At 29.2% G+C, this 13,211-nt stretch carries 12 protein-coding genes and 1 other RNA gene; 4 read left to right on the top strand and 9 right to left on the bottom strand.

Annotation, left to right across the window (positions count from 1 at the left end; all coding sequences use genetic code 11):
- Positions 1 to 127 precede the first annotated feature (127 nt).
- The 4 genes from L3J60_RS03795 to ffs form a co-directional block, all read right to left on the bottom strand.
- Positions 128 to 637, bottom strand: a complete 510-nt coding sequence (locus L3J60_RS03795) for a peroxidase-related enzyme (RefSeq protein ID WP_291974159.1) — start codon at positions 635 to 637, stop codon at positions 128 to 130.
- 18 nt (positions 638 to 655) lie between these two features.
- The gene (gene fsa / locus L3J60_RS03790) at positions 656 to 1,309 is read right to left on the bottom strand and encodes a fructose-6-phosphate aldolase (protein ID WP_291974158.1); all 654 of its coding nucleotides are present in this window, start codon (positions 1,307 to 1,309) and stop codon (positions 656 to 658) included.
- 125 nt (positions 1,310 to 1,434) lie between these two features.
- Positions 1,435 to 2,238, bottom strand: a complete 804-nt coding sequence (locus L3J60_RS03785; RefSeq protein WP_291974157.1) for an SDR family oxidoreductase — start codon at positions 2,236 to 2,238, stop codon at positions 1,435 to 1,437.
- Positions 2,239 to 2,489: 251 nt separating this feature from the next.
- An RNA gene (ffs, locus tag L3J60_RS03780) (signal recognition particle sRNA small type) lies at positions 2,490 to 2,588 on the bottom strand.
- Between the two features lie 180 nt (positions 2,589 to 2,768).
- Here ffs and L3J60_RS03775 point away from each other — a divergent pair.
- From L3J60_RS03775 to L3J60_RS03760, 4 genes are read left to right on the top strand one after another with little or no spacing between them, the layout of a single operon-like run.
- Complete coding sequence (locus L3J60_RS03775; protein WP_291974156.1) at positions 2,769 to 3,302, top strand: DUF4199 domain-containing protein; 534 nt, start codon at positions 2,769 to 2,771, stop codon at positions 3,300 to 3,302.
- A 15-nt stretch (positions 3,303 to 3,317) separates the two neighbouring features.
- Positions 3,318 to 4,265 carry a glycosyltransferase family 2 protein gene (locus L3J60_RS03770; protein ID WP_291974155.1) on the top strand — a complete coding sequence of 316 codons (948 nt, stop codon included), beginning with the start codon at positions 3,318 to 3,320 and terminating at the stop codon, positions 4,263 to 4,265.
- 58 nt (positions 4,266 to 4,323) lie between these two features.
- Entirely contained in the window at positions 4,324 to 6,039 is a 1,716-nt protein-coding gene (locus L3J60_RS03765; protein WP_291974154.1) for a phospho-sugar mutase, read from the top strand.
- Complete coding sequence (locus L3J60_RS03760; RefSeq protein WP_291974153.1) at positions 6,039 to 7,865, top strand: ABC transporter ATP-binding protein; 1,827 nt, start codon at positions 6,039 to 6,041, stop codon at positions 7,863 to 7,865. The genes L3J60_RS03765 and L3J60_RS03760 overlap by 1 nt, the downstream gene beginning before the upstream one ends.
- A 137-nt stretch (positions 7,866 to 8,002) precedes the next feature.
- Here L3J60_RS03760 and L3J60_RS03755 read toward each other — a convergent pair whose 3' ends face one another.
- From L3J60_RS03755 to L3J60_RS03735, 5 genes are all read right to left on the bottom strand, one after another.
- A complete protein-coding gene (locus L3J60_RS03755; RefSeq protein WP_291974152.1) occupies positions 8,003 to 9,433 on the bottom strand; it encodes an HD domain-containing protein in 1,431 nt (476 codons plus the stop codon).
- Between the two features lie 249 nt (positions 9,434 to 9,682).
- Positions 9,683 to 10,246 carry an L-threonylcarbamoyladenylate synthase gene (locus tag L3J60_RS03750; RefSeq protein WP_291974151.1) on the bottom strand — a complete coding sequence of 188 codons (564 nt, stop codon included), beginning with the start codon at positions 10,244 to 10,246 and terminating at the stop codon, positions 9,683 to 9,685.
- A 3-nt stretch (positions 10,247 to 10,249) separates the two neighbouring features.
- The gene (locus tag L3J60_RS03745) at positions 10,250 to 11,107 is read right to left on the bottom strand and encodes a glycosyltransferase (protein WP_291974150.1); all 858 of its coding nucleotides are present in this window, start codon (positions 11,105 to 11,107) and stop codon (positions 10,250 to 10,252) included.
- A gap of 62 nt (positions 11,108 to 11,169) precedes the next feature.
- A complete protein-coding gene (locus L3J60_RS03740; protein ID WP_291974149.1) occupies positions 11,170 to 12,204 on the bottom strand; it encodes a UDP-N-acetylglucosamine 2-epimerase in 1,035 nt (344 codons plus the stop codon).
- Between the two features lie 171 nt (positions 12,205 to 12,375).
- Positions 12,376 to 13,191 carry a 2,3,4,5-tetrahydropyridine-2,6-dicarboxylate N-succinyltransferase gene (locus L3J60_RS03735; RefSeq protein ID WP_291974148.1) on the bottom strand — a complete coding sequence of 272 codons (816 nt, stop codon included), beginning with the start codon at positions 13,189 to 13,191 and terminating at the stop codon, positions 12,376 to 12,378.
- Positions 13,192 to 13,211 lie beyond the last annotated feature (20 nt).

Raw genomic sequence — 13,211 nt, 5'->3', positions numbered from 1 at the left:
TCCAATCAATCGTATTGGTTAAAAGATAAAGTTCGTGTTTGGGATTTAAAAGTTCTCCTAGCGTATTTCCTAAAAAATTATATTGATTTGTATCGATTTTATGTGAACGCATTTGACAAGGTTTTATTCACCAAGATACTAAAAACTGGTCTTTTTTGAGCCCTATTTTGGTAATAAAAACAACTGAAAACACTATTAAAACTATCTTCTTGTAATAAAATAGGTTCGACTCTTTAATAGCTAAACCAGGATTAATAGTTAGTAATTCAGCAAATTCACACAATCTAAATTCTCTTTCAGATAAATCAGCTTTTTTATAATCTTTTCTTAAAACAGCAATTTTAGCATCATTTTTCCAATAATGATTTAATGCTGCTGCATGATGAATTTGGCAATATTCACAATTATTACCTGAGGAAACAACCACTGCAATCATTTCACGTTCAGCACGAGATAAATCCGATTTTTTAAACATAATTTCCATATACAAATCCATATGTTTGACAATACTTTCGGGGCGTAAACTCTGAATAGTATGCACGTCGGCAAGTTTGCCTCGTTTTTTTATTAAATCGTCATAAATTTCTTTAAGTCGTCCTGTAGCTTCCTCAAATGGTATTACCTGAATTCTTGGCATTATAACTTCTTGGATATATTAATTTCCTTTGTTATAATCCGCTAAAAATTTAGCTAAACCATTATCCGTTAAAGGATGTTTTAGCAATCCTTTAATTGCATTTAATGGTCCTGTCATTACATCAGATCCTAATTTAGCACAATCAATAATGTGCATTGTGTGGCGAATAGATGCTGCTAGAATTTGAGTTTCAAAACCATAATTATCATAAATCAATCTTATTTCAGATATAAGATGCAATCCATCAGTAGAAATATCATCTAATCTTCCAATAAAAGGCGAAACATAAGTTGCCCCTGCTTTAGCTGCTAATAATGCTTGACCTGCAGAAAAAACCAACGTCATATTTGTTTTTATTCCTTTATCAGAAAAATATTTACACGCTTTAACACCATCAGCAATCATAGGTAATTTTACCACAATTTGAGGATTTAAAGCGGCTAATTCTTCACCTTGTTCAATCATTCCGTCAAAATCAGTTGCAATAACTTCAGCACTTACATCGCCATCAACCACTTCACAAATTGCTTTGTAATGGTTTATAATATTTTTAGCTCCGGTAATTCCTTCTTTTGCCATTAAAGATGGATTTGTAGTTACACCATCTAATATTCCTAAAGCCTGAGCTTCTTTAATCTGATCTAAATTAGCGGTATCAATAAAAAATTTCATTTATTTATGTTTAGAATTAAAATATATTTGGGCGTTACCTTCGTTACACTTCAGGTCAGGCTTTACGCTAAATCTTTTTTGGATTCAAAAAAGGATATCGCTTCAATCCTTAACGCACCGCGAATTTACAATTTATAATGATTCATTAATAGTTTTTCATACAATTTATCTGGCAAAATTCGTTTTAAAACAATAGAGAATTTTTGCATAAAATCGCCCACTTTATAATGTAATTTTGGTTTATCTGTATTTATTATTTTATAAATAGCCTTTGCCATTTCTAAAGGATTACTACCTCCACTGACGTGAGAATTCATTAAATCTAAATTTTCTTGATACACTTTTTTATAAGCTGAATTTTCAAAAACTGGCGTATGATATCTTCCTGAGGCAATGTTCGTTGCAAAATCACCTGGAGCAACGTTGGTTACTTTGATTCCAAAGTTTTTTACTTCCATATTAGTAGCTTCAGTTACTAATTCTAAAGCTCCTTTTGTGGCAGAATAAATTCCTCTAAATGGCAAACCCATATAACCTGCAATGGAAGTAACATTGATTATTAATCCGTTTTGTTGTTTACGCATTTGTGGTAAAACTGCTTTCATCATATCAATAGCACCAAAAAAATTAGTTTCAAAAACCTTTCGCATTTCATCGGTTGGTGTATCTTCAATAGGACCCGTAATTCCCATTCCAGCATTATTAATTAGAATATCTAATTTTCCTTCATTTTCAACCACTTTTTTTACTGCTTTTTTAATACTTTCAATGTCAGTAACATCTAATGGAATTAAATTAAAAGAATAATTTTTTATTTTTGATGGATTCCTACTAGTTCCATAAACAGTAAATCCTTTTTCGGTTAAAAATTCACCTACAGATTTCCCAATTCCTGAAGAACCTCCGGTAATTAAAACAACTTTTTTCATTAAATAATTAAAGATTGAAAGATTAAAAAATTATTTTGTATGTCCGTAATTCGTAATAATAAAGAACAACGTCATGCTGAAACAAGCCCGCCTGCTGCTGGCAGGTTCAGGGTGACGGACGTTATGTAAGATTACGGACAATCAGAAAATTATTATAAACTAAGTTCAAAAGTACATTATTTATAACTTAATTGAAAATTAGGAAGTAATTTAAAAGTCCTTTCCTTTGGAAAGGATTTAGGATAGGAAAAAAAAGGCAAGCTACCTACATCACACCGCTACAACCTAATACCTTTGCTGCGTTCCCGCTCTGGAGGATTCAAAGGGAGCTAGTTGTGTAGGACTTGCCTAGCGACAAATTTACAATCATTTATTAATTTAACCAACCATTTTATTACAATTTTTATGTAACATTTTTAAAACTCTGTTTACTAATTAATTATTATTCTAAAAACGTTTTAAATACTATTACTAGTTAATTATTTAAGCCTATTTAGTATATTTGTTAAACTTAAAATCAAACAAACATCATGGAAAACCAAAAAACTTCAGCAAAACAAATTATGATTAATTATGGTTTGTTATTAGCTTTTTCAGGAATTATTATTAGTTTAATTAACTTTTCATTTGGAAATATCTATAAGCCACATTGGTCTGTACAAGTTGTAAGTACTTTAGCTCTCGTTGCATTTGTAATTTTTGGAATTAAAAAATTAAAAGAAGCAAATGGAGATTTATTAACTTTAGGAGAAGCCATTAAAACTGGAATAGGCATTACTTTTGTAGCAGCCATTATTTCTATTATTTACTTTTATGTATTTGCTAAATTTATTGAACCCAATTTTGTGCATAATATTATAGAAGTGCAACGTCAAACAGTTTTGGATAAAATGCCCGATATTTCTGATGAAATGTTAGCTAAACAAGCTGAAATGACTCAAAAATATTTCTACGTTTTCACCTTTGGTGGAATCATATTCGTTAACTTATTTTTAGGATTTGTTATTTCATTAATTACAGGTTTAATAATGAAAAAAACAGACGAAGAAATCACAAGTATTTAAAAATAAAAACCGTAAATGGATATATCAATAGTAATTCCTTTACTCAACGAAGACGAATCTTTAAATGAATTATACGATTGGATTGTAAAAGTTATGCAATCCAATCGTTATTCTTATGAAATCCTTTTTATTGATGATGGCAGTACCGATAATTCTTGGAAAGTAATTGAAAAACTTTCTACTAAGGATAGCAATGTAAAAGGAATTCGTTTTCAAAAAAACTATGGAAAATCTCAGGCTTTAAATGCTGGGTTTAAAAAAGTTACCGGTGATGTAGTAATTACTATGGACGCCGATTTACAAGATAGCCCAGATGAAATTCCTGAGTTATATAATCTAATTAATAAAGAAAACTTTGATTTAATTTCTGGTTGGAAAAAAAAGCGTTACGATTCTAAAATCAGAAAAAATATTCCTTCAAAATTATTTAATGCTGCCGCACGTAAAACATCAGGATTAAAATTACACGATTTTAATTGCGGATTAAAAGCTTATAAAAACAAAGTCATAAAAAATATTGATGTTAGTGGAGAAATGCATCGATATATTCCTGTTTTAGCAAAAAACGCAGGATTTGTAAACATTGGTGAAAAAGTAGTAGTTCATCAAGCTAGAAAATATGGTATTACAAAATTTGGTATGGATCGCTTTATTAATGGTTTTTTAGATTTAATTACCATTTGGTTTTTATCAAAATTTGGCAAACGCCCAATGCATTTATTCGGATTGCTAGGAACTATCATGTTCTTAATAGGTTTTGCCTTCGCTTTCTATTTAGGAATTGATAAACTTTTTATCCATACTTCTGGAAGATTGATAACCCAACGCCCAGAATTTTATCTTGCTTTAGCTACCATGATTATTGGAACACAATTATTTTTAGCTGGTTTTTTAGGAGAAATAATTCTTCGCACAAAAAAGAATACCAAACGTTATCATGTTTCAAGCAAAATTAATTGCTAACAAATTCTTTAAAAATACTATTTAATGGTATTTTTGTATAAAATTTAATTCAACTATTATGAGTACAATTTTAGAAAAAGCCAAATTATGGCTATCCGATACTTTTGATGCTTCAACACAACAAGAAATTCAAGACCTTATCAATAATAATCCAGAACAATTAACCGAGCGATTTTACAAAAATCTAGAGTTCGGAACAGGCGGAATGCGTGGTATTATGGGTGCCGGTATAAATAGAATCAATAAATATACTTTAGGTAAAGCTACTCAAGGTTTAGCAAATTATTTAAAACAATCTTTTCCTAATAAATCTCTGCAAGTTGCTATTGCTTATGATTGTAGGCATAACAGTAATACTTTTGCTAAAATTGTAGCTAATGTGCTATCTGCCAACAATATAAAAGTATTTTTATTTGAAGATATGCGTCCCACTCCAGAACTATCCTTTGCCGTTCGACATTTAGATTGTGATGCCGGAATTGTTTTAACTGCATCGCATAATCCACCAGAATATAATGGTTATAAAGTATATTGGAATGATGGAAGTCAAATTGTACCTCCAAACGATATTAATATAATAAATGAAGTTAATCGTTTAGATTTTTCAGAAATCAATTTTAATAGCAATGAAAACCTAATTGAATATATTGGTAAAAAAGTAGATGAAGCCTTTATTGAAGCATCTGTTAAAACAGGAACTTTTAATACTAAAGGAAAAGGAAATCTAAAAATTGTTTATACACCATTACACGGAACTTCGGTAAAATTAATTCCTGATGCATTAGCTGCTGCTGGTTATACTGATGTAAATATTGTTGAAGAACAACGCATACCAAATGGTGATTTTCCAACAGTGGCATCTCCAAACCCTGAAGAACCTGCTGCTTTAAAAATGGCAACCGATTTAGCTAAAAAATTAGATGCCGATATTGTTATTGGAACCGACCCAGATAGTGATAGAATTGGAATTGCTGTTAAAAATTTAGAGGGTGAAATTCAATTACTAAACGGAAACCAAACCATGAGCGTTATGACCGATTTTTTAATTAAAAATTGGAAAAAACAAGGCAAATTAAACGGAAAACAATTTGTTGGTTCAACTATTGTTTCTACTAATTTAGTAACTAAAATAGCCGATAGTTATGGTGTGGAAACTCATGTAGGACTTACAGGTTTTAAATGGATTGCTAAAATGGTTCGTGATGAAGAAGGTAAAAAAGAATTTATAGGTGGCGGCGAAGAAAGTTTTGGCTATATGGTTGGCGATTTTGTACGTGATAAAGATGCTGTTACCGCAACCTTGTTAGCTTGTGAAATTGCTGCAGAAGCTAAAAATAATGGAAGTTCTTTTTATAATGAGTTATTAAAAATATACGTACAACATCATTTTTATAAAGAACATTTAATTGCTATTGTAAAAAAAGGAATGGATGGTGCTGAAATTATTAATAAAATGATGGTAGTATTGCGTGAAAATCCACTTACAGAAATTGACCATTCAAAAGTTAACTATTTGTATGATTATCAAGCTTCTACAAAAACTGATTTATTAACAGGAAAAGTTGAAACTATTGATATTGCAAAATCAAATGTATTAATTTATGAAACTGTTGACGGAACAAAAGTAGCTGCAAGACCAAGTGGAACTGAGCCAAAAATAAAGTTCTATTTTAGTGTGAATACTCCTTTAGATAGTGTGGAAAATGCAGTAGCTACTGAAGCAAAACTAGATGCTAAAATTCAGCGAATTATTAAAGAAATGAAATTAGCTTAATGAGTTACTTTAAGAAAATTATAAAATACGCTAAACCTTATTCAAAATTTGCTTGGCTTAATATTATATTCAATATTTTGTATGCAGTATTTAATGTTTTAACTATTGTAGCCTTTATTCCTGTTTTAAATATATTGTTTAAACAAGAAAACAAAATTGTAGCAAAACCCATTTATAATGGCATTTTTTCTCTAGGTAAATATGCACAAGAGAGTTTTTATTATTTCATTTCACAAAAAATGGAACATGATGGAGCCATAAAAACTCTAGTTTTTGTTTGTGGTTTAACCTTGTTTTTATTTTTCTTTAAAAATTTCTTTCGTTATATAGCTTCTTTTGTATTATCATTTTTACGAAATGGTGTGGTTAAAGATTTACGTGATAGCATTTATCAAAAAATAATTGAATTGCCTATCTCCTATTTTTCAGAAAAAAAGAAAGGAGATATTATTGCTCGTATGACTTCTGATGTTCAAGAAATTGAAAACTCATTTTTAACTTCATTAGAAGCTATAGTTCGTGAACCTTTAACTATTATTATTTCTTTAACAATTATGTTAATTATTAGTACAAAACTAACACTATTTGTATTTGTATTATTACCAATATCCGGATTTATAATTTCATCTATTAGTAAAAAATTAAAAGCTCAATCTTTAAAAGCTCAACAAGAAACAGGTAATTTTTTATCGTTTATTGAAGAAACTCTAACAGGTTTACGAGTAATTAAAGGTTTTAATGCTGAAGATAAAATAAAAGCTAAATTTAATAATTCTACTAATAATTTTAGATTATTAATGAACAGCGTTTTACAACGTAAAACATTGGCATCGCCAATGAGTGAATTTTTAGGCTCGGCAACTATTATTACTATTTTATGGTACGGCGGAAAATTAGTTTTAGGAGATCATAGCCCTTTACGTCCAGAGCAATTTCTGACTTATATTGGCTTATTTTATTTAATTTTAAATCCTGTAAAATCCTTAACTACAGCTTTTTACAATATTCAAAAAGGAAATGCTTCTGCTGAACGAATTTTAGATATTTTAGAAACTGAAAATACTATTGTTGATAAACCAAATGCTATTATAAAATCTAATTTTGAAAATAAAATATCTTTTGAAAATATTTCTTTTAAATATAAAGATGATTTAGTAGTGAAGAATTTTTCTCTCGAAATAAAAAAAGGACAAACCGTTGCTTTAGTTGGACAATCTGGAAGTGGAAAATCTACTTTGGCAAATTTAATTACTCGCTTTTATGATGTAAATAAAGGATCTATTAAAATTGATGGAATTGATATTAAAGATTTTTCACAGAAATCATTACGTAGTTTAATGGGAATTGTAACTCAGGATTCTATTCTATTTCATGATACCGTTAAAAATAATATTAGTTTAGGAGTTGAAAGTGCAACGGATGAAGAAGTAATTGCCGCAGCTAAAATTGCTAATGCTGATGAATTTATAAAAGATTTACCTAACCAGTATGAAAATAATATTGGTGACAGTGGAAATACGCTTTCTGGTGGACAGAAGCAGCGATTAAGTATTGCTAGAGCTGTACTTAAAAATCCGCCAATTATGGTTTTAGATGAAGCCACTTCTGCCTTGGATACTGAAAGTGAACAATTGGTGCAAAAAGCTTTGGAAAAAATGATGAAAAACAGAACATCATTGGTAATTGCACATCGCCTGTCAACTATTCAAAAAGCAGATTTAATTGTAGTTATGAAAAAAGGTGAAATTGTTGAACAAGGAAAACATCAAGAATTATTAGCTGAAAAAGGTGAATACTTTAAGTTAGTAACCATGCAATCTCTTTAATAATTGACAGTTTTCAATTTAAATGCTGTCATAACGAAGAGTTTTTCACGATGAAGTTATCTTTTTATTTGTAGTTCCTCTCATGAGATTACTTCAGTTTTCTATTGAAAACTTCGCAATGACGAATTCTGAAATTGTCAATTATTAACTGTTTTAAATCCTAATTTTTTAGCTTTTTCAATCATAAATCGATAAGCTTCATCATAATCATTTGTAATTTTACCATCTAAAATAGCTTCTTTTATAGCATCTTTAATTTGACCGATTTCTCTGCAAGGTTTTAAATTAAAAGTTTTCATAATTAGCTCGCCTGAAATTGGTGGCTGAAAATTACGAACATGGTCTCGCTCTTCAACTTCTTTAATTTTTTGACGAACCATTTTAAAATTATGATGGTATTTTTTAAAACGAGATGGATTTTTAGTTGTAATATCTGCCTCACACAACGTCATTAAACTTTCAATATCATCACCAGTATCAAAAATCAAACGTCTAACTGCTGAATCAGTAACTTCAGTAGCCAACACAATTGGGCGCGAACTTAAAAACACCATTTTTTGAACAAATTTCATCTTATCGTTTAATGGCATTTTTAAACGTTTAAACAATTTATATACCATTTTTGAGCCTACAAATTCGTGGCTGTGGAAAGTCCAACCAACAGTTTTATCAAATTTTTTAGTTGGGACTTTTCCAATATCATGCAACAAAGCCGCCCAACGTAACCATAAATTATCTGTATTTTCTGATATATTATCTACAACTTCTAATGTATGATAAAAATTATCTTTATGCTTCTGTCCTTCTACTTCTTCAACTCCTTGTAAATTTGTTAATTCAGGTAAAAATTGATGTAATAAATTAGTTTTATGCAATAACAAAATACCAATCGAAGGAATATTAGAAAGCATTATTTTATTAAATTCAACAATAATTCTCTCTTTGGTAATAATAGCAATACGACTAGAATTTCTTTCAATTGAGTTTAGTGATTCATTTTCAATTATAAAGTTTAATTGAGATGAAAAACGTATAGCACGCATCATCCTCAATGGATCATCAGAGTATGTTATATCTGGATTTAATGGTGTACGTATTATTTTATTTTCTAAATCTATTAATCCATTAAAAGGATCTAATAACCTTCCATAATCTGATTTGTTTAAACTTAAAGCTAATGCGTTAATCGTAAAATCACGTCTATTTTGATCATCCTGCAATGTTCCATCTTCAACAACTGGGTTTCTACTATCTTCATTATAGGATTCTTTACGCGCCCCAACAAATTCAATTTCAATATCTTCATAACGTAACATGGCAGTTCCATACGTTTTAAAAACTTGAACTTTAGGTTTCTTTGGCAAAAGGTTAGCAACTTCTTTAGCTAACTCAATACCACTACCAACTGCAACAATATCAATATCATCTGGAATTTCTCTTTTTAAAAAATAATCTCGTACAAAACCACCTATCACAAAAGTTTCTAATTGTAAATTAGACGAGGCTTTTGATATATATTCAAAAATAGAATGCGCAAGTGCATCTTTGTAAATTTTATTTGCTGTCATAAATTAATCTGAGTTAAATAAACCTCTATATTTTTTTAGGTCTTATAACTTTTGCCTGTCATTCCTGCGAAGGCAGGAATCTATTTTTATTAGCTCTATGGATTCCTGCCTTCGCAGGAATAACACTCACTAAATTGCTTTTTTGAATGTCATTCTGAAAATGTCACACTGAGCTTGTCGAAGTGTTGTTTCAGAATTTCATCAAACTGATTTGCTCATTATGATGTGAACCTAAATTCAGCACCAAAATTATTTACGAAGTACTATTAATTCTCCATTATCTCCTATTTTTAAAATAGTAGAAGATTTATCATTTACTTCTTCGCGCTGCAAATTTACAATATAGTCTACGCTATCCAAAATTGATTTCTCTATTTCTTTAAAACTTTTAGGAGTTGGATTCCCACTTTTATTTGCTGAAGTTGATACAATTGGTTTTCCAAATACAGTAATTAATTGATTACAAAATTCATTTTGAACAATTCTTATGGCTACTGTATTATCTTTTGCAACTACATTTTGAGCTAAACCAGTTGGATTATTATAAATTATGGTTGTAGGTTTTGATGTTGCACTTAAGAAATTTAAAATGCTTTCTGAAATAGAAGGAATGTATTTTTGCAGCATCTTTATTCCATCAACCAAAATAATTAAACTTTTACTTTCTAATCGTTCTTTGATATCAAAAATATTTGATACTGCCATTTCTGAAGTTGCATCACAACCAATCCCCCAAACTGTGTCTGTTGGGTATAATAGCACCTTCTTCTCTTCAAGAATTTTAAGACTATTTTTCAATTCAGATTCAACCATATTTTAATTAATTTTATTTTTATTATATAAACCTATGACTTTTTTAAAATCCTTAAAATAACATTCAACTAAAGAATTTACCCAATTATAAAAACTTAGCAATATCCATTTTTTAAATGGTTTTATTTCTTTAATTAATTCCTCTTTTTTATGACTAACAATATTAAAATCATTGAGAATTTTTGAATCAACATTATCATAACCCGTAAATAAATTTACTTTGTTTGAATCATGAATTACGCACAACCACAATCGTTTATTTGTAACTCTTATAATATTTTTTTCATATTTCCAAGATCCATGTCTACTTCTAAACCATACACTTTTTAAATTTTCTTTTTTTTCTATTAAAGAAATAAACGGATTGTACAATTGCTTTTTTAAACCAAATCGAACTATAGACCCCGTTTGTAATGTATAACCATCTATCAAGTCTATTGCTAAATGATCTTGATAATCAAAATAACTTTGAATAACATTAATATAACCTTTGTGTAAACTATCATCATTATCTAATCTTGAAGTAATGCAGTATTTCTTATCATCCAACAACTTTATTTTTTTTACAATTTCAGGTAAAAAATTATTCATACCATCAATAAAAAAGGGAATAAAATTTGAGTAAGATGCTTGAAACTCTTCAACCTTTCTTTTATAATTTTCAGGTGTATTTATATCAAAAAAAACCAACCACTTAAAATTTTGGTTTGTTTGATTTTTTACGGAGTTAAGACAATAGTTTTCAAATAATTCAAAACGATCTTTTAACCAAGATTCCGATAATACTTTTTCATTGTTTTTTGTTATTGTCCAACTATCGTTTCTAAGGTTAAATCGTGTAATTATATAATGTTGATACATAGTTTTTTTTGGATTTCTTTTAATTTAATGAAATAAGCAACAATAAATCAGAGGTGTTTTTATTAAAACTTAAAGTAATTCATTTTTTTTCTCATTTGATATTTACGCAATAGATTTAAAGGTTTTCTCTTTAAACTTGACTGGTCTTTATCTAAAAAATTCAATGTAGCATCTAGTACTCTTTCACTAGATTTTCCGTCGAAATATGGGTGCTCATCCAATACAAATTTTTCAATTTTAGCCATTAAATCCTCTGGCCTTTTTAATGCAAGTTCAATATTGCTTTTTAAATTATCTACAGTACTAATATTTATAAAACAATCTTTAGGTAAGTTATTATTAAATGTAATAACTGGTTTTTTTTGAATAATAAATTCGGTAATTATAGAAGATGTATCTGTAAACATTACATCGGCTTGTTTTAAAGGCTCTAAATCCTCTAAAAAAGGAAGATACTTTACATTTTTATAACTATTTAATTGTTGAAATTTGTTTACAATTTTCGCATCCATTTTAGGATGTAAATTCACAATCCAATTCCAATCTTCACTTTCAATTAACGATACTAGTTCTTTAAAAACTGCTGAATTATGTGCCAAACTTAATCTTTCAGTAAATGTAGAAGCTATAAAAATAGTAGGTTTACTAGTTACTATTTTTTTAAGAACTGGGAACAAAACATCAACTTTAGACCAACCGGTTTCAACAACTTTAAAATACTTGTATTTTATTTCTAATTCTTTAAAATAAGTAGTTGTAGATGGACCTTGCGTACAGTATAAGTCAAAAAAACCTCTAATTCTAAAATGACCTTTATCTTTTGTTCTTTTATTGACACTAAATCCATGAAATAATTGCACTTTAATTCCTGGGAAAAAGTGAGGAACTTCATTACTGGCAACCAAAACTGCATCTGGCTTAAAATCCATTACTTCTTTCACTGTATTTAATAATTTTTCTGAAAGTTTTAACTTTCGCTTACTTATTTCATTTTCAATATACCAAGCTACTTTATAGCCTCGCTTTAGAATTTCAACTTGTAATGGTCTCACAATCGGGAAACCATATTCAAGCGATATATATATTAAAAACTTCATAAAATAGTGTAACTCAGACTACAAAAATAGTATTTTCAAGTTAGTTAACTAATAAGAAATTTAAATAATTAGATTATTTACATAAAAAAAGAAGCTGGTTAAATATTGAAAAAAATATCCATTTAGTATACAGCTAAGCAGCTAACTAAGATAAAATGATTTCAAAAGCATTTAAACAGCTACATCATTCTCTCTTAACGCATCATTTAAAGAAGTTTTTTTATTGGTACTTTCTTTTCTTTTCCCAATAATCATTGCGCAAGGAACATTAAATTCTCCTGCAGGGAATTGTTTTTTATAACTACCTGGTATTACTACCGAGCGTGCTGGAACTCTTCCTTTCATTTCAATAGGTTTATTACCCGTAACATCAATAATTTTTGTTGATGCTGTTAACACAACATTTGCACCTAAAACGGCTTCAGTTTCTATATGAACTCCTTCAACAACAATGCAACGAGATCCTATAAAAGCATTATCTTCAATAATTACAGGTGCGGCTTGTAATGGCTCTAAAACTCCACCAATACCAACTCCACCACTTAAATGTACATTTTTACCAATTTGGGCACAACTACCAACCGTTGCCCAAGTATCTACCATAGTTCCTTTATCAACATAAGCACCAATATTTATATAACTTGGCATTAAAATAGTTCCGCTAGAAATGTAAGAGCCATAACGTGCTACTGCAGGTGGTACAACACGAATCCCTTTTTCTTTATACCCTGTTTTTAATGAAATTTTATCGTGATATTCAAAAATTCCAACTTCCATAGTTTCCATTTTTTGAATTGGAAAATACATAACAACAGCTTTTTTCACCCATTCGTTTACTTGCCAACCATCAGCTACGGGCTCTGCGACTCTTAAAACACCGCTATCTAATAAATTAACAACTTTTCGTATTGCGTTTTGAGATACTTCATTTTTTAATAAATCTTTATTATCCCAAGTTTTCTCTATAATTTCTCTTAACTTATCCATGTATAATATCTTATTAGGGC

The sequence above is a fragment of the Lutibacter sp. genome, assembly GCF_021647475.1.
Taxonomy (GTDB): Bacteria; Bacteroidota; Bacteroidia; order Flavobacteriales; family Flavobacteriaceae; genus Lutibacter.
The sequence above is the reverse complement of the archived record's forward strand: the minus strand, read 5'-3'. Positions and strand labels throughout refer to the sequence as shown.

Excerpts from the sequence above, each read along its gene's own strand:
- L3J60_RS03760 (WP_291974153.1), top strand. The coding sequence starts at position 6,039 with ATGAGTTACTTTAAGAAAATTATAAAATACGCTAAACCTTATTCAAAA.
- L3J60_RS03750 (WP_291974151.1), bottom strand. The coding sequence starts at position 10,246 with ATGGTTGAATCTGAATTGAAAAATAGTCTTAAAATTCTTGAAGAGAAG.
- L3J60_RS03795 (WP_291974159.1), bottom strand. The coding sequence starts at position 637 with ATGCCAAGAATTCAGGTAATACCATTTGAGGAAGCTACAGGACGACTT.
- L3J60_RS03785 (WP_291974157.1), bottom strand. The coding sequence starts at position 2,238 with ATGAAAAAAGTTGTTTTAATTACCGGAGGTTCTTCAGGAATTGGGAAA.
- L3J60_RS03740 (WP_291974149.1), bottom strand. The coding sequence starts at position 12,204 with ATGAAGTTTTTAATATATATATCGCTTGAATATGGTTTCCCGATTGTG.
- L3J60_RS03765 (WP_291974154.1), top strand. The coding sequence starts at position 4,324 with ATGAGTACAATTTTAGAAAAAGCCAAATTATGGCTATCCGATACTTTT.
- L3J60_RS03735 (WP_291974148.1), bottom strand. The coding sequence starts at position 13,191 with ATGGATAAGTTAAGAGAAATTATAGAGAAAACTTGGGATAATAAAGAT.
- fsa (WP_291974158.1), bottom strand. The coding sequence starts at position 1,309 with ATGAAATTTTTTATTGATACCGCTAATTTAGATCAGATTAAAGAAGCT.
- L3J60_RS03755 (WP_291974152.1), bottom strand. The coding sequence starts at position 9,433 with ATGACAGCAAATAAAATTTACAAAGATGCACTTGCGCATTCTATTTTT.
- L3J60_RS03745 (WP_291974150.1), bottom strand. The coding sequence starts at position 11,107 with ATGTATCAACATTATATAATTACACGATTTAACCTTAGAAACGATAGT.
- L3J60_RS03775 (WP_291974156.1), top strand. The coding sequence starts at position 2,769 with ATGGAAAACCAAAAAACTTCAGCAAAACAAATTATGATTAATTATGGT.
- L3J60_RS03770 (WP_291974155.1), top strand. The coding sequence starts at position 3,318 with ATGGATATATCAATAGTAATTCCTTTACTCAACGAAGACGAATCTTTA.